Raw genomic sequence first — 16887 nt, forward strand, 5'->3', positions numbered from 1 at the left:
CATGCCGGGGCGGTATTCACGATGGGACCAGAGACATGGATCGCCCTTGCCGTCCGGTCAACGAGTCCAGCGCATGGCGCCCGGCGGATCGCCGGCTTGGCCTGGCCCTGGCCGGCGGGCTGCTGCTGCTGGCCGGCTGCAGCGTCTTCGACGCCCCGGTCATCCAGCGCGGCAACCGCCTGACCGAGGACCAGCTGAAGGAAATCACCCCGGGGGTGCAGACCCGGACGGATGTCCAGGCCCTGTTGGGCTCGCCGACCCAGTCCAGCACCTTCGGCGACCCGGTCTGGTACTACATCAGCAGCCGCACCCGCACCCGCCCGGGCCGGGAATTGTCGGTGACCGACCAGCAGACGGTCGTGGTGGAATTCGACCCGCGCGGCGTGGTGACCCGGGTCCGCACGCTGGGCGATGAGGATGGCAGGCCGGTCGCCGTCGTGGCGCGGGAGACGCCGACCCCGGGCAACGACCGGACCCTGCTGCAGGCCCTGTTCGGCAACGTCGGCCGGATCGGGCCCGGCGCCTCGATCCCGACCAGCCCGGGGGCGCCCGGGGCCGGCACCGGCCGCTGACCGCAGGCGGGGGCCGCCTGGTAACGGAAACTTAGCGCTTATCCTCTTTTTTGCGGCCCGCCTGACCAAGGGACGGACCGATGAGCGCCGCTGCGATCACCTCCCCCGCCGCGGGCAGCGGCGCCGGGGCCGCCGCCATGACCCTGCGCCGCGCCGGCGAGGACCCGGGCCGCCCGGATGGCCGCCCGCGGGGCCGCCCGCCGGGCCGCCCGCGGGGACGGCAGAGCCCGGCGGCGCAGGCCCTCCCCGGGCCGAGGCGACCCGGCGCCCCGCCCCGGAGGGGCCGGCCCGGGCGGCTGCTGCTGATCTGCGGGATCGTGCTGGGCCTTGCCGCCGCGGCGGCCACCGGCCTGCTGCTCGCCCACCTCCGGGCCCGAACGCTGCAGGACAGCAGCCGCCACCTCAGCGCCACGGCCCTGATCCTGGCGGGTCATGCCGAGCGCTCCTTCGAGGCGGTCGAGCAGCTGCAGACCTCCCTGCACGAGAGCCTGCGGTCGCAGGGCCTCGGCACGCCGGACGACTTCCGCCGGCTGATGGCGGGCGAGGCGACCCACCACCGGCTGCGGAACCGGGCCCACGGCCTGCCGCAGCTCGATGCCGTCACCGCCATCGATGCCGACGGCCAGCTCGTGAACTTCTCCCGCTACTGGCCGATCCCGCCGGTCAACGTCGCCGACCGGGACTACTTCCAGGCGCTGAAGGCGGATCCCGGCCGGCTCAGCTACATCAGCGCGCCGGTCCCGAACCGCGGCACCGGGACCTGGACCATCTACCTCGCCCGCCGGGTCAGCGCGGCCGATGGCGAATTCCTCGGCCTCCTTCTCGGCGCCGTCGAGCTCGCCTACTTCGAGCGCCTCTACGCCTCGGTGCTGCCCGATCCGACGGCCTCCATCGCGCTGCTCCGGCAGGACGGCACCCTGCTGGCACGACAGCCGCACCTCGATGCCAGCATCGGGCGCTCCTTCGCCCAGGCCGGGGTCTTCCGCCAGCTCGAGGCGAGCGGGGCGCGGCATGCGCTGGTGCGGCAGGTCAGCCAGGCCGACGGGCAGGATCGGCTGATCGCGGCGCACCGGCTCTCCCGCTACCCCCTGGTGGTCACCGTCACCGCCGCCACCGAGGCGGTGCTGGCGGAATGGCGCAACCTGGCCCGCTACCTCGTCGGCGCCGCCCTGCTGTTCGAGCTGGTGGTGGCGGCGATCGGCCTGCTGATGCTGCGCCAGTTCCGCAGCCAGCGGCAGCTGGCCGAGGCCGAGGCGGCGATGCGCGAGGCGCGGGCGGCCCGCGGCCAGGCGGAGACCGCGCTCGCCCTGTCGGAGGAGCGGATGCGGGCCGCCGCCGAGGCGCGGCTGCAGCACCTGCGCTTCGGCGCGGCCCTGGCCAATATGTCGCAGGCGCTCTGCATGTTCGACGCGGCGGACCGGCTGGTGGTGGCCAATGCCCGCCTGGCCGGGATGTTTGCGCTGCCGGCCGCCGCGCTGGAGCCGGGCCGCAGCCTCGCCGGCCTGCTGGCCCTGGCACGGCGCGACGCCGGCCTGGCCCGCGGCGATGCGGCCGGGCTCGCCCGCCTCATCCGGCGGCTGAAAGCGCGGCGGCAGCCGGCGGCCGAGATCCGGGAGATGGCCGATGGCCGGTCCTTCGCCCTCAGCTTCCGGCCGCTCGACGACGACAACGGCTGGCTGGTGACGGCCGAGGACATCACCGAGCGGCAGCAGGCCGAGGCGAAGATCGCCCACATGGCGCATCACGACGCGCTGACCGGCCTGCCGAACCGCCTGCTGTTCCAGAAGCGCCTGGGCCAGGCCATCGCCCGCAGCCGGCGGGGCGAGGCCTGCGCCGTGCTGTGCCTCGACCTCGACCATTTCAAGGCGGTGAACGACACGCTGGGGCATCCGGTCGGCGATGCGCTGCTGCGGGCGGTGACCCGGCGCCTCCGGGCGCTGGTGCGGGAGACGGATACGGTGGCACGGCTCGGCGGTGATGAATTCGCCGTAGTGCAGACCTGCCTCGAGGCGCCGCAGGACCCGGCCGCCCTGGCCACCCGGCTGATCGCGGCGCTGGCCGAGCCCTTCGACCTCGAGGGGCATCAGGTGGTCATCGGCAGCAGCGTCGGCATCGCCCTGGTCCCGGGCGACGGCTGCGACCCCGCCCAGATCCTGAAGCGCGCCGACCTGGCGCTGTATCGCGCCAAGGCGGACGGGCGCGGCCGCCATCGCTGCTTCGAGCCCGGCATGGATGCGCTCATGCAGGCGCGGCGGGCGCTGGAGATGGACCTGCGCCAGGCGCTCCTTCGCGGCGAGTTCGACCTGCACTACCAGCCGATGGTGACCCTGCGATCCCGCCGGATCTGCGGCTTCGAGGCACTGCTGCGCTGGAACCACCCGACCCGCGGGGTGGTGCCGCCGGCGGAGTTCGTCGCCCTGGCCGAGACCACCGGGCTGATCGTGCCGATCGGCGCATGGGCGCTGCGGCGGGCCTGCGCCGATGCGATGGCCTGGGACGCCGGGATCAAGGTGGCGGTCAACCTCTCGCCGGTGCAGTTCGGCAACCGCAGGCTGGTGCAGGAGGTGGCGCATGCGCTGCAGCATTCCGGCCTGCCGCCGCACCGCCTGGAGCTGGAGATCACCGAGACGGTGATGATGGAGGATACCGAGGGCACGCTGGAGACGCTGCATGCGTTGCGCGGCCTCGGCGTCGGCATCGCCATGGACGACTTCGGCACGGGCTATTCCTCGCTCGGCTACCTCCGGCGCTTTCCCTTCGACAATGTCAAGATCGACCGCTCCTTCATCGAGGGCCTGGGCCAGGGGGGCGACTGCGATGTCATCATCCGCGCGGTGACGGAGCTCTGCCGCCAGCTCGGCATGGCGACGACGGCGGAAGGGGTGGAGACGGAAGGCCAGCTCGCCCTGCTGCGGGACGGCCTCTGCACCGAGGCGCAGGGCCACCTGTTCAGCCGGCCGGTGCCGGCCGGCGCGGTGCCGGCGATCTGCCATGCGCTGCAGGCGGCGGAACAGCCCGGCATGGTCCAGGCGGCGGGCTGAGGCCCGGGGCGCGCCCGCCGGGCGGCGATCCGGCCTGCCGCCTTCTCAAGCCCGGCGTGCTGTCGCAAGCTGCCGCCGGAATCGAGGGGTCCTTGCCATGACGAACCATCCACGCCGGCGCAGCATGCTCCTGGGCTCGGCAGGTCTTGCCCTGGCAGCCCCGGCCCTGGGCCAGCCGGCCCGGGCCAAGCCGGACCGCATCGTGGTGAATGCCTCGGGCGGGGCCATGGCCAATATCTTCCGCCGGACCTATTTCGCCGAATTCGAGAAGCTCCACGGCATCCGGGTGGTCGATACCTCCCCGGTCGACTTCGGCAAGCTCCGCGCCATGGTCGAGAGCGGCAATCCGGAATGGACGGTGACCGAGATCGGCGGCCAGGACGCGACCCGGGTGAAGCAGATGAACCTGGTGGAGCCGCTGGATGCCAGCATCATCGACCGCAGCGGCTACCCGGCGGCGGCGATCGACAGCCATGTCTATGTCTCCTCGGCCTATTCCACGGCGCTGGGGTTCCGGACGGATGTCTTCCCGAACGGCAGCCAGCCCAAGGGCTGGGCGCAGTTCTGGGACGTGAAGCGCTTCCCCGGGCCACGCTCGCTGCGCAACCACCCGGTCGACAACCTGGAATTCGCGCTGCTGGCGGATGGGGTGCCGAAGGACAGGCTCTATCCGCTCGACATGGACCGCGCCTTCCGCAAGCTGGACGAGATCCGCCCGCATATCGTGGTCTGGTGGACCACGGGTGCGCAGCCGGCGCAGCTGCTGGTGGACAAGGAGGTGGTGCTGGCCACCGGCTGGAACGGCCGCTTCTTCGAGCTGACAAAGTCGGGCGCCACCGTCGCCACCGAATTCGCCGAGGGCAGCCTGAAGAGCAGCGTCTTCGGCATCCCGCGCGGCACCCGCCAGGCCTATTGGGGCCAGCAGTTCATCCAGGTGATGACCAATCCGCGGCTGCAGGCGGTCTATGCGACCGAGCTCTCCTATGCCGGCTTCAACCCGGCGACGATGGATTTCGTGCCGGAGGAGGTGCGGCCGCTGCTGCCGGCGGCGCCGGGCAACCTCGAGAAGCAATTCTGGCTCGATGTCGCCTGGTGGACGGAGAACGGCGCGAAGGCGCAGGAGCGCTGGAATCGCTGGATGCTCCGGCGTTGAGGCTTTCGGTCCAGGGGATCGTCAAGCGCTTCGGCGCGACCACGGCGCTCGGCGGCGTCGACCTCGATCTGGCGGAGGGGGAGTTCCTTACCATCCTCGGCCCTTCCGGCTCGGGCAAGACCACGCTGCTGAAGGTCGTCGCCGGCTTCGAGGCGCCGGATGCGGGGCGGGTCCGGCTCGGCGAGGAGGATGTGACCGAGGTGTCGCCGCGACAGCGCGATGTCGGGATGGTCTTCCAGAATTACGCGCTGTTCCCGCATCTGACCGTCGCGCAGAACGTCGCCTTCCCGCTCGAGATGCGGCGGCGGCCGAAGCCGGAGATCGCCAAGCGCGTCACGGAGGCGCTGGCGCTGGTCGAACTCGGCGCGCTGTCCGGGCGGCTGCCGCGGCAGCTCTCGGGCGGGCAGCAGCAGCGGGTGGCACTCGCCCGCGCCGTGGTCTTCGGCCCGCGGCTGCTGCTGCTAGACGAGCCCTTCGGTGCGCTCGACCGCAAGCTGCGGGAGGGGCTGCAGCTCGAGGTCCGGCGGCTGCAGCGCCGGCTCGGCCTGACCACGCTCTTCATCACCCATGACCAGGAGGAGGCGCTGGTGATGTCCGACCGGATCGCGGTGATGAACCACGGCAGGCTGGACCAGGTCGGCGCCCCGGCCGAGGTCTATGCCCGGCCGGCGACCCGGTTCGTGGCCGACTTCCTCGGCGAGTCCAACCTGCTGGAGGGCGAGGCGCGCGGCGATGCGGTGGCGGTGCCGGGCTTCGGCCCGGTGCCGGTGGCCTGCCCGCCGGGGCCGGCGACCCTGCTGCTGCGGCCGGAGGCCCTGCGCCTCGATGCCAAGGCGGCAGGCCTCGATTGCCGGGCGACCGGGCGGGTGGTGGAGACGATCTTCCTCGGGCTCTCCGCCAAGCTGCGGATCCGGGTGGAGGGTGGGCCGGAGGTGCTGGCGCGGGTGCCCTTGCGGCCCTCGACGCCGCCGCCGGCCGGGGAGGGGGCGACCGTCGCCCTCGGCTTCGCGGCGGAGGATGTGCATGTCGTCCCGCGTGGCTGACGCGCGTGAGCGCCTGTTGCTGCTGCTGGCGCTGCCGGCGCTGGTGTTGCTGCTCGGGCTGTTTGCCTTCCCGGTGCTGCGGCTGCTGGCGATGTCGGTCGAGGGCGGCAGCCTTGAGTATTTCGAGAAGGCGGCGCTCGACGGGCTCTATGTCTCGGTGCTGGCGGACAGCCTGCGCATCGCCTCGGTGGTGACCGGCATCTGCCTGGTTCTCGCCTATCCGGTGGCGCTCTGGCTCTCGCGGGCCGGGCGGCTCGGGCTGGCGCTCGGGCTGTTCGCCCTGCTGCTGCCGTTCTGGACCAGCGTGCTGGTGCGCACCTATGCCTGGATGGTGCTGCTCGGGCGCAATGGCGTGATGAACCGGATGCTGCGGGACTGGGGGCTGATCGATGCGCCGGTCATGCTGCTGTACAATACCTCGGGGGTGCTGATCGGCATGGTGCATGTGCTGCTGCCCTATATGGTCTTCCCCATCTATGCGGCGCTGCTGCGGGTGGACCCGGACCTCGGCCGCGCGGCGGAGGGGCTGGGCGCGCCGGCCTGGCGGGCCTTCACCCGCATCACCCTGCCGCTGTCGCTGCCGGGGGTCTCGGCCGGCTGCGCGCTGGTCTTCGTGCTCTCGCTCGGCTTCTTCATCACCCCGGCGCTGCTGGGGGGCGGGCGGGTCATCATGATCTCGATGCTGATCGAGCAGCAGGTGCGCGAATTCCTCGACTGGCCCTTCGCCGCGGCGCTGTCCGCGGTGCTGCTGGCGGTGACCTTGGGGATCTATGCGCTGGTCGGGCGCTTCGGCGGGAAGTCGCATCTTGCGACGCCGTAGCGCGGGACAAGCGATGCTGACGGTCTTCGTCGGCATCGTCTTCGCCTTTCTCATGCTGCCGCTGCTGGTGGTCTTCCCGATCTCCATCTCCTCGGCCGCCTACCTGCAATTCCCGCCGCCGGGGTTCTCCTGGCAATGGTACCAGCGCTACCTGAACGACCCCGGCTGGATCGATGCGACCATCCGCAGCGTGCAGGCGGCCAGCCTCTGCACCGTGCTGGCGATGGGGCTCGGCGTGCCGCTGTCCTTCGCGCTGGTGCGCTCGCGCCGGCGCTGGGTGCGGGCGCTGGACCGGCTGGCGGCGGCGCCGATCATCGTGCCGACGATCATCCTCTCGATCGCGCTCTATGGCGTCTTCAGCCGGCTGCAGCTCATCGGCGCATGGTATGGCGTGGCGGTCGCGCATACCGTCCTCGCGCTGCCCTTCGTCGTCATCCTGACCAGCGCCGGGCTGCGGACCTTCGATGAGGCGCAGGAGCAGGCGGCCGCCGGTCTGGGCGCCAGCTGGTTCATCGCGGTCTGGCGCATCACCTTGCCGCAGCTGCGGCCGAGCCTGGTCTCGGCCGCCTTCCTCGCCTTCGTCAGCTCCTTCGATGAGCTGGTGCTGGCGATGTTCCTCTCCGGCGCCTCGATGACGCTGCCGAAGAAGATGTTCGACAACATCATGATGGAGGTGGACCCGACCATCGCCGCGGTCTCCGTGCTGCAGATCTTGCTGGTCGGGGTCTGCCTCGGGCTGACCGCGCTGTTCGGGCGTGGGGCGCTTGCGACGACAATCTCGCGGTGAGCAGGAAGGTTGGGGAGGGAAAGGTATTCCCTCCCCAAGCCCCACCTTTCCTTTTTGTGAGTCCGGCACCTGCCGCGCGGCAGGTGCCGGACTCAGAGAAATAGAGGAGGGGTCCGGGGAGGATACTTCCTCCCCGGCCTTTCCTGTTTCGTCGGTACCGACAATTTCCAGGACCAAGGGAAGCCCATGGACCCCACCGTCTTCCATCCCGACTTCAAGGCCGCGCCCTACTGGTGGGACGACATCACCATGGGCGACGACCTGCCGCAGGAGCTGCCGGCCCGCGCTGATGTGGTGATCGTCGGTGGCGGCCTCACGGGTCTCAACTGCGCCATCGAGCTCGGCCGCGGCGGTGCCCATGCGGTGGTGCTGGATGCGGAGCCGCTGGGCTTCGGCGCTTCCACCCGCAATGGCGGCGGCGTCTCCGGCGGCAACAACGTCGGCAAGGGGCTCTCGGGCGCCAAGGGGCGGCAGGGGGTGGAGGAGGCCAAGGCCGAGATGCGCGCCATCATGGCGGATGGCCTGGCCGGGCTGAACCACATCGAGGGGCTGATCGCCCGCGAAGCCATCGACTGCCACTACGAGCGCACCGGCCGCTTCGTCGGCGCCTGGACGCCGAAGCACTATGACGGGATGGCGGCCAAGGCGGAGGTGCTGAACGAGCTGGCCGATGCCGATGCCCACATGGTGCCACGCGACCGGCAGCGGGAGGAGATCGCCTCCGACTACTACCATGGCGGGATGGTGGTGAACCGCACCGGCAAGATTCATCCGGCGCTCTATCACCGCGGGCTGACGGCCGCGGCGCGGAAGCATGGCGCGACGCTGATCGGCACCTGCCGCGCGGGCAAGCTGACCCGCATCGCCGAGGGCTGGCGGGTCGAGACGACCAAGGGGCCGATCGAGGCCAAGGACGTGGTGATCGCCACCAACGGCTATACCGGCGGGTTGACGCCGGACCTGAAGCGCCGGCTGATCCCGGTCGCCTCGCATATCATCGCGACGGAGGTGCTGGACCCGGCGCTGGCCGCGAGCCTGATCCCGAAGCGGCGAACCTTGGCCGACAGCCGCCGCATCCTGTCCTACTACCGGATGTCGCCGGATGGGACGCGGGTGCTGTTCGGCGGCCGCGCCCGCTTCACCCAGGTCTCGCCCGAGGTCTCGGCGCCCATTTTGCGGGAGATGATGCTGGCGCGCTGGCCGCAGCTGAAGGGCGTGCGCGTCACCCATGCCTGGACCGGCAACGTCGCCTTCGCCTTCGACGCGCTGCCGCACATGGGCGTCACGCCGAAGGGGCTGCACTACGCCATGGGCTGCAACGGCTCCGGCGTGGCGATGCTCTCCTACCTCGGCGCGGAGGTCGGCAAGAAGCTGCTGGGCGGGACCAACCGCCTGCCGGTCTTCGACGGGCGGGACTTCCCGACCCGCGCCTTCTACACCGGCACGCCCTGGATGCTGCCGATCGTCGGCAATTGGTACCGCTTCCGCGACTGGCTGGACCGTCGCGCGGCATGACCGGGGAAAGCCCCATGGACATCACCAGGGCGGCGCTGGAGGCCGGCATCGCCAGCTTCGAAGCGACGCATGGCGGCGTGCCCGACAGCTTCCAGCCGCTGATCCGCCACGCCCCCGGCGCCTTCGCCGGCTATGGGTTGATGCGCGCCTCCCTCATGCGCGGGCAGGAGGATGGCGGCGCGCTCGATCTCAAGACCAAGGAGCTGATCTTCGCCCTGCTCGATGTGCTGGTCGGGCAGACCCGCGGCGCCAAGGCGCATGCGGCCAATGCCATCCGGCTCGGCCTGACCCTGCCGGAGCTGGCGGAGGGGCTGGTGCAATGCCTGATGGTCGGCGGCATCACGGTCTGGAACCTGACGGGCCGCGAGGTGATGGAGCATTGTGAGGCCATCGTCGCCGAAAGGGGCTGAACCATTCGCTCCCCGTCGCGCTCTGCAAGCCAGGGAGGCGAATGCGGATGCGTGGGCGGCGATGGGCTTTGGGGTTGGGGCTGCCGCTGCTGGCCATCGTGGTGCTGGTGCTGCTGTTCCGCTGGGACTGGCTGATTCCGATCGTCGAGGCGCAGGCGACCGCCCGGCTCGGCCGGCCGGTGACGATCGAGCATCTGCACGTGAAGTTGGGCAAGGTGACCAGCATCACCGCCGAAGGGTTGCGCATCGGCAACCCGGATGGCTTCGAGGATGCGCCGCCCTTTGCCGCCATCCCCCGGGCCAGCCTGGATTTCGATGTCGCCGGCTGGCTGCGCGACCGCTCCGTCGCCATTCCCGTGGTCACGCTGGACCAGCCGGTCTTCGAGGTGATCGGCCGCGCCGACGGCAAGGATAATTACACCTTCGATTTCGGCGGCCCGCGCGAGACGGTGGCCGAGGCGGCGACGCCGGGGCCGAAGATTGGCGCGCTGCGGATCACCGGTGGCCAGGCCCATGTCGCGATCGCCAAGCTGAGGGCCGACTTCCGCATCGAGGCGGCGACCGAGGATCCGGCAGGCGAACCCGCGCGGATCGTCGCCAAGGCGCGCGGCACCTACGCCGCCCAGCCCATCACCGCCGACCTGCGCGGCGGCGCCATCCTCAACCTGCGCGATGACGAGACGCCCTGGCCGGTGCAGCTGACCCTGGCGAACGGACCGACGCGGGTCTCGCTGCAGGGCACCTTGCAGGACCCGGTGGCGCTGAAAGGGGCCGATCTGCGGCTGGATTTCGCCGGGCCGGACATGGCGCTGCTGGCGCCGCTGGTCGGCGTGGCGATCCCGGCGACGCCGCCCTACCGGGTGACCGGCAAGCTCGACTATGGCGAGGGCGCCTTCCGCTTCACCGATGTCGACGGGCGGCTCGGCCGCAGCGATATCGCCGGGCGCTTCAGCATCACCCCCTCGCGGGAGCGGCCGGTGCTGGATGCGGATGTGAGTTCGAAGCGGGTGGATCTGGCCGATCTCGGCGGCTTCATCGGCGGGACGCCGGGCCGGGCGAATACGCCGGGGCAGACGGCGCAGCAGCGTCAGGCCCTGGCCCGGGCCGTGGCGAGCCCGCGCCTGCTGCCGACCTCGCCGATCAGCGTGCCGCGGTTGCGGGCGGCCGATATCCACCTGCGCTACAGCGCCGCTTCCATCATTGGCCAGGGCATGCCCTTTGACAGCATGCAGGTGACGCTGGACATCGAGGACGGCACCATCCGGCTGCACCCCGTCCAATTCGGCATCGGCCAGGGCCGGCTGGGCGGCGAATTCCTGCTGACGCCGCAGGAGAATGGCGCGCTGCGGGCCAAGGGGGAGCTGGAGCTGCGGCGGGTCGATATCTCCCGCCTGATGCAAGCGGCCGGTGCCGGCGGGGCGGGCTCGCTCGGCGGGGTCGGGCGGATCGACGCGGTGGGCAAGTCGCTGTCCGACATGCTGGGGCATGGCGACGGGGAGCTGACCCTGGTGACGGTGGGTGGGGAGCTATCCTCGCTGCTGGTCGACCTCTCCGGGCTGCAGTTCGGCAATGCGCTGCTTTCGGCGCTGGGGATTCCGGCACGGACGAAGATCGAGTGCCTGATCGGCGACTTCGCGCTGCGGCGCGGCCAGCTCACGACCCGCAGCCTGCTGCTGGATACCGAGAACTACGTGGTCAACGGCGGCGGCTCGGCCGACATGGCGCGGGAGGTGCTGGACTGGCGGCTGCGGACCTCCAGCAAGCGTTTCTCCGTCGGCTCCCTGCCGACGCCCATCGCCATCACCGGCAGCTTCAAGAATCCCTCCATCCTGCCCGAGGTGGGGGAGCTCGCGGCGCGCGGCGGCGCGGCGGTGGGGCTCGGGGTGCTGTTCCCGCCGCTGGCGCTGCTGCCGACCATCCAGCTCGGCGTCGGCGAGAACAGCGACTGCGAGCAGCTGACCCGCCGCCGCGGCTGATCCCTCAGGCCGGGGTCGTCGCCCGGCCGGAGAGGCAGGTTTTCATGAAATTCCGCCGCGGCGCGCCGCGCAGCTGCTGGCCGCGGGCCTGGGCGGCGCAGGTCCGCATCTTGGCCTGCTGAGCCAGCTGGGCCGGGCTCGGCTCCCGCCGCTCGGCGGCGGTGGCGGGCAGGGCCAGGAGCAGGGCGAGCAGGGGCAGGCGGGCGATCCAGCGCATGGCGGCGACTCCGGTTTGGTATCGCAATGAAACCACCGGATGGGTTTCCGATCAACCGGCTCGATGGATGTCGTCTCCCCCCCGCGCCCGGGTCAGACGTAGCCCGGGCCTTCGATGGCCGGATGCGCGACGAGGAAGCCCTCATCCACCTCCACCCCGATCCCTGGCGCATCCAACGGCAGCACCATGCCGTCGCCGCCGATCCGCCAGGGCTCGCTGCCAAGTGCGTCGCGGAAGAGGTTGGCCCTGGAGACATCGGCTTCGAAATAGCCGGCATTCTCGATGGCGGCGAGCAGGTGGATCGAGGCGGCCTGGTTGACGCCGGTCATCGAGGAATGCGGGTTCACCGGGATCTTGAAGGCGCTGGCCATGGCGGCGATGCGCAGCGTCTCGGTGATGCCGCCGCATTTGGACAGGTCGGGCTGCCAGATGGTAATGGCCCGGTCCTCCAGCACGCGGGTGAATTCGAAGCGGGTGAAGTGGTTCTCCCCGGCGGCCAGCGGCGTGCGGCCGTAGCCGGCGGCCTGGGCGTAGTGGTGGTGGTCGTGCGCGGGGAAGGGTTCTTCCAGCCAGCCGATGTCGAGCGCATCCATGGCCGGCATGACGCGACGCACGTCGGCGATGGTATAGCCGGTATTGGCATCGGTCAGGATCGCCAGCCCGTCGCCGAAGGAATTGCGCACGGCCTCCATCCGGGCGGTGTCGTCGCGCACGGTATCGCCGATGCGGAGCTTCACCGCGCGGTAGCCGGCCTCGATCAGCGGCTGCGCCTCGTCGATCAGCGCGGCGGGCGGCTGGTAGCCCAGCGCGACGCCGCCGGCATAGGCGGGGATGGGGCGGCGGCTGCCGCCGAGCAGCTTCCACAGCGGCCAGCCGACCGCCTTGCCCTTGATGTCCCAGAGCGCCATGTCGATGCCCGACATCGCCATGGCGCAGGCCGCGCCCATGCCGTGGCTGCCGAGCTGGTACTTGTAGATCCGCGCCCAGACGCCGGTGGTGTCGCTCGCATCCATGCCCAGGATGAGCTGGGTGAGCGTGGTCTCGATCAGCTTCGCGATGGCGGTATGGGCACGGCCGTGGTGGCTCTCGCCCCAGCCCACGATGCCGTCCTCGGTCGTCACCTTCACCATGACGCAGTCGCGTTTCACGGATTGCCCGATGCCAAGCCGGACGCCGCCGGGCGGGACGGGGAAGCTGGTCGGATAGGCCTTGATGGCGGTGATCTTCATGCGTGCCTCCCGTACTGGGCGAGGAAATCCTCGCGCACCGTGATGCCGAGGCCGGGGCGGTCCGGGATCTCGACGAAGCCGCCCACGACCGGGAAGCGCTCCTCGATGAGGTCGTGCAGCATCGGGTTGTGGCCGAGCGAATATTCCAGGATGAAGCCGGCGGACTGGCTGGCGGCCAGGTGCAGGCCCGCGGCGAAGGCCGGGGCGCCGGACCAGAGATGCGGCGCGAGGCGCAGGTTGAAGGCGCTGGCAATGGCGCCGATCCGCACCCCCTCGGTGATGCCGCCGGCGATGGCGAGGTCGGGCTGCAGCACGTCGGCGGCGCGCAGTTCAGCTAGCTCGCGGAAGTCGTGCCGGGTGAATTCGCTCTCGCCGCTGCTGATCGGCACGGCGCTGCCGCGGCGGACCTCGGCCTGGCCCTGCTTGTCGTCGGCGCTGACCGGCTCCTCGAACCAGAGCAGGTCGCAATCCTCGACCATGCGGCAGAAGGCCTTGGCCTCGGAGACGGTCCAGGTGCCGTGGGCGTCGGCGGCGAGGCCGACCTCGGGGCCGAGGGCGCGCCTAGCGGCGCGGACCCGGGCGGCGGAGCGGGCGACCGGGCCATCCATCGATCCCACCCGCATCTTCACCGCGCCGAAGCCGCCCTTCTCGATGTAGCCGAGCAACTGCTCCCCGATCTTGTCTTCGCTGGCCCAGCCGCCGGAGGCATAGGCGGGCATGCGCGCGGCCCGGCGGCCGCCGAGCAGGCGCCAGACCGGGGCGTTCAGCGACTTGCCGAGGATGTCCCAGAGCGCGAGGTCGACGCCGGCGATGGCGCTGATCGACAACCCGCGGCGGCCGAGCGCGGGGAAGACATGACCGCGGTCGATGGCGAATCCCTGGCGCGGCATGGAATAGAGCGTGTCCCAGAGCCGCGAGATGTCGCGCGGGTCCTGCCCCAGCAGCAGCGGCGCGAAGTCGAGGTTGATGATGGCGGCGAGGCCGCCGCAGGAGGCGGTGCTGGCGACGCCGGCCTTGGCCTCGCCCCAGCCGGTGATGCCGGCGTCGGTCTCGATCCGCACGATGACGGAATCGAAGCTCGGCTGGCGGCCGAAATCCGAGAGGTGCTGTCGCTCGGGCGGGATCGGCACCTGGACCCAGGTGGCCTGGACCTTGGTGATCTTCATGCGTGCATCCCCAGGCTGGCGCGGCGGGCGGCATGGGCCGCAGCCGCCTCCGGGTTGATGAGGTGGTGCGGCGGCTCGCCGCGCAGCACGCGGACCACCTCGGCGGCGGCGACGCTGCTCATGGTCACCGCGGATTCCCGCGACAGGCCGGCGACATGCGGGGAGAGGATCGTGTTCGGGAAGTCCCGCAGCGGGTGCCCGGCCGCCAGCGGCTGGTGCGCATAGACATCGAGCGCGGCGCCGCCGATGCGGCCCTCGCGCAGCGCCGCGACCAGCGCGGCCTCGTCCGCCACCGCGCCGCGGGCGACGTTGCAGAGCCAGGCGGTCGGCTTCATCCGGCCGATCAGCGCGGCGGAGGCGAGGCCGGTGGTCGCGGGGGTCAGCGGGCAGGCGAGGGCGAGGTAGTCGCTCTCGGCGAAGAGCGTCTCCAGTGCGGCGTAGTCGACGAAGGGCGGCAGCGCTTCCCGCCGCCGCTGGAAGCCGAGGACGCGCATGCGGAAGCCGTGATGCGCGATCTCGGCCAGACGCGTGCCGATGGCGCCGACGCCGACGATGCCCAGCGTCCGGCCACGCAGTTCGGTCGCGGTCGCGGCCAGGGCACGGCCGGGCTTCCAGCCCTCCATCAGATGGACCGCGGCCATGCGCTGCACCTGCCGGGCCGCGGCCAGCATCTGGGCCACGACGAATTCGGCGACGGCATCGGCGTTGGCGCCGGGCACGTTGGTGACCAGCACGCCATGGGCGGTGCAGTTCTCGACCGGGATGAGGTCGACGCCGACGCCGTGCCGTGCCGCGACCAGCAGCGAGGGGCAGGCGGCGGCGAGGTCCCCGGGCAGCTTCTGGCGGACGATGACGGCATGGGCCTCTTGGCAGAGGGCAAGGAGCTGGTCGGGGCTCTGCTCGCCGCCGGGCCCTTCGATGATCTCGCAGCCGGCGTCGCGCAGGATCGCCATGCCGGCCGGCTCGATGGCCTCGGTCAATGCCACCTTCATGGCCGCCCTCCCAAATCATTTCAGGGGAGGTTACGCGCCGGGCACGCCGCTTGCTACCCCGGGCGGGAGGGAGCCAGGATGTGGCGCCCAATGCCCGATCGGGGAGCAGAGACGATGGAACCGGAACTCGTGGTGCCAACCATGGAGGCGATTGGCCGCTGGAGCGGCGTATCCCTGCCCAATGCCGCCGCCCGACATGGCCTTGCCGACCATGCGGCGCTGATCGCCGAGCTCGAGGCCCTGCGGGGGACCATGGTTTTCGAGGACGAGCCCAGCACCTTCGAGGCGGCGCTGCGCGAGTTGCAGGAGCCCGCCCGATGAACGCGCCCGTCTCGACCAGCGACCTGGCGATGCTCTCGATGACCGAGGCGGCGGATGCCTTCGCCGCCGGCGAGGTCACCGCGACGGCCCTGACCCAGGCCTGCCTGGCACGGATCGATGCCTTCGATGCCGGGGTGAACAGCGTGATCCGGCTGGACCGCGATGCGGCGCTGGAAACCGCAGGCGCGGCCGATGCGGCGCGGGCCGCGGGCAAGCCGCTGGGTGCGCTCGCGGGCGTGCCGATGATGCACAAGGACATGTACTACCGCGCGGGCAAGGTCAGCACCTGCGGCTCGAAGATCCGCCGCGATTTCGTGGCGCCGAAGACGGCGACGGTGCTGCAGCGGCTGGATGCCGCCGGCGCCATCGACATGGGCGCGCTGAACATGGCGGAGTTCGCGCAGAACCCGACCGGGCACAATGCGCATTTCGGCGACTGCCACAATCCCTGGGACCTCGCCTATTGCACCGGCGGCTCCTCCTCCGGCTCCGGCGCGGGGGTCGCGGCGCGGTTCTTCTATGCCGCGCTGGGCTCCGATACCGGCGGGTCGATCCGGCTGCCGGCGACGATCTGCGGCGTGACCGGGCTGAAGGCCACCCAGACGCGGGTGCCGCGCACCGGGGTGATGCCGCTGTCCTTCTCGGCCGACAACGTCGGGCCGCTGGTCCGCACCGCACGCGACGCGGCACGGTTCCTCGCCCTGACCGCCGGGCATTGCCCGGGCGATGCGACCAGCGCGCGGGAGCCGGTGCCGGATTACGAGGCGGCGCTGAGCGGCGATATCCGCGGGCTGCGGGTGGCGGTCTGCGAAACCTACTTTCTCGAGGGCGCCGATGCGCCGGTGGCCGCCGCCTTCGAGACGGCGCTGCTGGCGCTCGCGGCCCGCGGCGCGGTGATCACGCGCGTCAAGGCCGCCTCGATGCGGGCCATCAACGCCTATACCGCGCTGGTCAGCCGGGTCGAGGGCGCGGCGATCCATGCCAACTGGATGCGCGAGCAGCCGCAGGACTACGCCATCCACCTCAGCAGCCGGCTGTACGGGGGCTATGCCATCCCCGCGCATCTCTACGTGGAGGCGCTGTCCCGGCGCGGCCCCCTGCTGCGGCAGTTCGTGGCGGAGACGCTGACCGGCTTCGACGTGGTGGCGACGCCAACCCTGAAGACCCGGGTGCCGACCCTGGCCGAGACCGACATCGACGCGGACCCGGAGAACTGGGGGCGCTTCATGGCGGTTTCGGCCAATACCCGCCCCTTCAACTTCCTCGGCCTGCCGACGATCAGCCTGCCCTGCGGCTTCGACGAGCGCGGCCTGCCGATCGGGCTGCAACTGGCCGCCCGGCCCTTCGCCGAGGCGACCGTGCTGCGGGCGGCGGACGCCTTCCAGCAGGAGACCGACTGGCACCGCCGGGCCCCGGCGCTGTAGCGCGCTCCCAGCGGCGCAGGCGGCGCCGCGGGGAGGGTCCTTCAGGCGAAGAGCATGTCGGCGGCGGCGATCTTGCTGACATGGGCGAGGAAGACGCTGTCGCCCTGGGCGTCGTAGGTGACGAGGAGGCCGGCGACGCCGCCCTCGGTGGCGGCGGTGGTGTGGATGTCGGCCTTGCCGATGCCGATGAACTTCAGGCGGTCGGTGCCCGAGGCGAAGTC

The 16887-nt window shown here is 71.4% G+C and carries 16 protein-coding genes; 11 read left to right on the top strand and 5 right to left on the bottom strand.

Annotation, left to right across the window (positions count from 1 at the left end; genetic code table 11):
• Positions 1-35 precede the first annotated feature (35 nt).
• From QWZ14_RS07760 to QWZ14_RS07800, 9 genes are all read left to right on the top strand, one after another.
• The gene (locus tag QWZ14_RS07760; protein WP_290316051.1) at positions 36-572 is read left to right on the top strand and encodes an outer membrane protein assembly factor BamE; all 537 of its coding nucleotides are present in this window, start codon (positions 36-38) and stop codon (positions 570-572) included.
• Between the two features lie 80 nt (positions 573-652).
• Positions 653-3613 (top strand): bifunctional diguanylate cyclase/phosphodiesterase, encoded by a 2961-nt coding sequence (locus tag QWZ14_RS07765; RefSeq protein WP_290316052.1) that lies wholly within the window; start codon positions 653-655, stop codon positions 3611-3613.
• Positions 3614-3710: 97 nt separating this feature from the next.
• Positions 3711-4766, top strand: coding sequence for an ABC transporter substrate-binding protein (locus QWZ14_RS07770; protein ID WP_290316053.1), 1056 nt, complete (start codon positions 3711-3713; stop codon positions 4764-4766).
• Positions 4763-5809, top strand: coding sequence for an ABC transporter ATP-binding protein (locus QWZ14_RS07775; RefSeq protein WP_290316054.1), 1047 nt, complete (start codon positions 4763-4765; stop codon positions 5807-5809). Before QWZ14_RS07770 ends, QWZ14_RS07775 begins: the two co-directional genes overlap by 4 nt.
• Positions 5802-6629: an ABC transporter permease gene (locus QWZ14_RS07780; RefSeq protein ID WP_290316055.1), complete on the top strand. Its 828-nt coding sequence runs from the start codon at positions 5802-5804 to the stop codon at positions 6627-6629. The genes QWZ14_RS07775 and QWZ14_RS07780 overlap by 8 nt, the downstream gene beginning before the upstream one ends.
• A complete protein-coding gene (locus QWZ14_RS07785) occupies positions 6616-7416 on the top strand; it encodes an ABC transporter permease (protein WP_290316056.1) in 801 nt (266 codons plus the stop codon). Before QWZ14_RS07780 ends, QWZ14_RS07785 begins: the two co-directional genes overlap by 14 nt.
• 186 nt (positions 7417-7602) lie before the next feature.
• Positions 7603-8931: an NAD(P)/FAD-dependent oxidoreductase gene (locus QWZ14_RS07790; protein ID WP_290316057.1), complete on the top strand. Its 1329-nt coding sequence runs from the start codon at positions 7603-7605 to the stop codon at positions 8929-8931.
• 14 nt (positions 8932-8945) lie between these two features.
• The gene (locus QWZ14_RS07795; protein WP_290316058.1) at positions 8946-9341 is read left to right on the top strand and encodes a carboxymuconolactone decarboxylase family protein; all 396 of its coding nucleotides are present in this window, start codon (positions 8946-8948) and stop codon (positions 9339-9341) included.
• 47 nt (positions 9342-9388) lie between these two features.
• Positions 9389-11317, top strand: coding sequence for an AsmA family protein (locus QWZ14_RS07800; protein ID WP_290316059.1), 1929 nt, complete (start codon positions 9389-9391; stop codon positions 11315-11317).
• Between the two features lie 4 nt (positions 11318-11321).
• Here the strand turns inward: QWZ14_RS07800 and QWZ14_RS07805 are convergent, their stop codons facing one another.
• The 4 genes from QWZ14_RS07805 to QWZ14_RS07820 all read right to left on the bottom strand — a co-directional run bounded on the left by QWZ14_RS07805 (position 11322) and on the right by QWZ14_RS07820 (position 14921).
• Positions 11322-11534, bottom strand: a complete 213-nt coding sequence (locus QWZ14_RS07805) for a PsiF family protein (RefSeq protein ID WP_290316060.1) — start codon at positions 11532-11534, stop codon at positions 11322-11324.
• Between the two features lie 92 nt (positions 11535-11626).
• A complete protein-coding gene (locus QWZ14_RS07810; protein WP_290316061.1) occupies positions 11627-12763 on the bottom strand; it encodes a mandelate racemase/muconate lactonizing enzyme family protein in 1137 nt (378 codons plus the stop codon).
• The gene (locus tag QWZ14_RS07815; RefSeq protein ID WP_290316062.1) at positions 12760-13929 is read right to left on the bottom strand and encodes a mandelate racemase/muconate lactonizing enzyme family protein; all 1170 of its coding nucleotides are present in this window, start codon (positions 13927-13929) and stop codon (positions 12760-12762) included. Before QWZ14_RS07815 ends, QWZ14_RS07810 begins: the two co-directional genes overlap by 4 nt.
• Complete coding sequence (locus tag QWZ14_RS07820; RefSeq protein WP_290316063.1) at positions 13926-14921, bottom strand: NAD(P)-dependent oxidoreductase; 996 nt, start codon at positions 14919-14921, stop codon at positions 13926-13928. The genes QWZ14_RS07815 and QWZ14_RS07820 overlap by 4 nt, the downstream gene beginning before the upstream one ends.
• A 114-nt stretch (positions 14922-15035) precedes the next feature.
• Here QWZ14_RS07820 and QWZ14_RS07825 point away from each other — a divergent pair, with 114 nt between their 5' ends.
• Both QWZ14_RS07825 and QWZ14_RS07830 read left to right on the top strand, forming a co-directional pair.
• Entirely contained in the window at positions 15036-15242 is a 207-nt protein-coding gene (locus tag QWZ14_RS07825) for a hypothetical protein (RefSeq protein ID WP_290316064.1), read from the top strand.
• Positions 15239-16666 (top strand): amidase, encoded by a 1428-nt coding sequence (locus QWZ14_RS07830; protein ID WP_290316065.1) that lies wholly within the window; start codon positions 15239-15241, stop codon positions 16664-16666. Before QWZ14_RS07825 ends, QWZ14_RS07830 begins: the two co-directional genes overlap by 4 nt.
• Positions 16667-16707: 41 nt before the next feature.
• Here QWZ14_RS07830 and QWZ14_RS07835 read toward each other — a convergent pair.
• The coding region (locus QWZ14_RS07835; protein WP_290316067.1) for a hypothetical protein at positions 16708-16887 on the bottom strand (180 nt) is incomplete at its 5' end.

The sequence above is a fragment of the Paeniroseomonas aquatica genome, assembly GCF_030409335.1.
In the GTDB taxonomy this organism is placed as follows: domain Bacteria; phylum Pseudomonadota; class Alphaproteobacteria; order Acetobacterales; family Acetobacteraceae; genus Belnapia; species Belnapia aquatica.

What these genes read in the sequence shown, in the direction of transcription:
- QWZ14_RS07760 (WP_290316051.1), top strand. Translation starts at nt 36, where the DNA reads ATGGATCGCCCTTGCCGTCCGGTCAACGAGTCCAGCGCATGGCGCCCG.
- QWZ14_RS07765 (WP_290316052.1), top strand. Translation starts at nt 653, where the DNA reads ATGAGCGCCGCTGCGATCACCTCCCCCGCCGCGGGCAGCGGCGCCGGG.
- QWZ14_RS07770 (WP_290316053.1), top strand. Translation starts at nt 3,711, where the DNA reads ATGACGAACCATCCACGCCGGCGCAGCATGCTCCTGGGCTCGGCAGGT.
- QWZ14_RS07790 (WP_290316057.1), top strand. Translation starts at nt 7,603, where the DNA reads ATGGACCCCACCGTCTTCCATCCCGACTTCAAGGCCGCGCCCTACTGG.
- QWZ14_RS07795 (WP_290316058.1), top strand. Translation starts at nt 8,946, where the DNA reads ATGGACATCACCAGGGCGGCGCTGGAGGCCGGCATCGCCAGCTTCGAA.
- QWZ14_RS07800 (WP_290316059.1), top strand. Translation starts at nt 9,389, where the DNA reads ATGCGTGGGCGGCGATGGGCTTTGGGGTTGGGGCTGCCGCTGCTGGCC.
- QWZ14_RS07805 (WP_290316060.1), bottom strand. Translation starts at nt 11,534, where the DNA reads ATGCGCTGGATCGCCCGCCTGCCCCTGCTCGCCCTGCTCCTGGCCCTG.
- QWZ14_RS07810 (WP_290316061.1), bottom strand. Translation starts at nt 12,763, where the DNA reads ATGAAGATCACCGCCATCAAGGCCTATCCGACCAGCTTCCCCGTCCCG.
- QWZ14_RS07815 (WP_290316062.1), bottom strand. Translation starts at nt 13,929, where the DNA reads ATGAAGATCACCAAGGTCCAGGCCACCTGGGTCCAGGTGCCGATCCCG.
- QWZ14_RS07820 (WP_290316063.1), bottom strand. Translation starts at nt 14,921, where the DNA reads ATGAAGGTGGCATTGACCGAGGCCATCGAGCCGGCCGGCATGGCGATC.
- QWZ14_RS07825 (WP_290316064.1), top strand. Translation starts at nt 15,036, where the DNA reads ATGGAACCGGAACTCGTGGTGCCAACCATGGAGGCGATTGGCCGCTGG.
- QWZ14_RS07830 (WP_290316065.1), top strand. Translation starts at nt 15,239, where the DNA reads ATGAACGCGCCCGTCTCGACCAGCGACCTGGCGATGCTCTCGATGACC.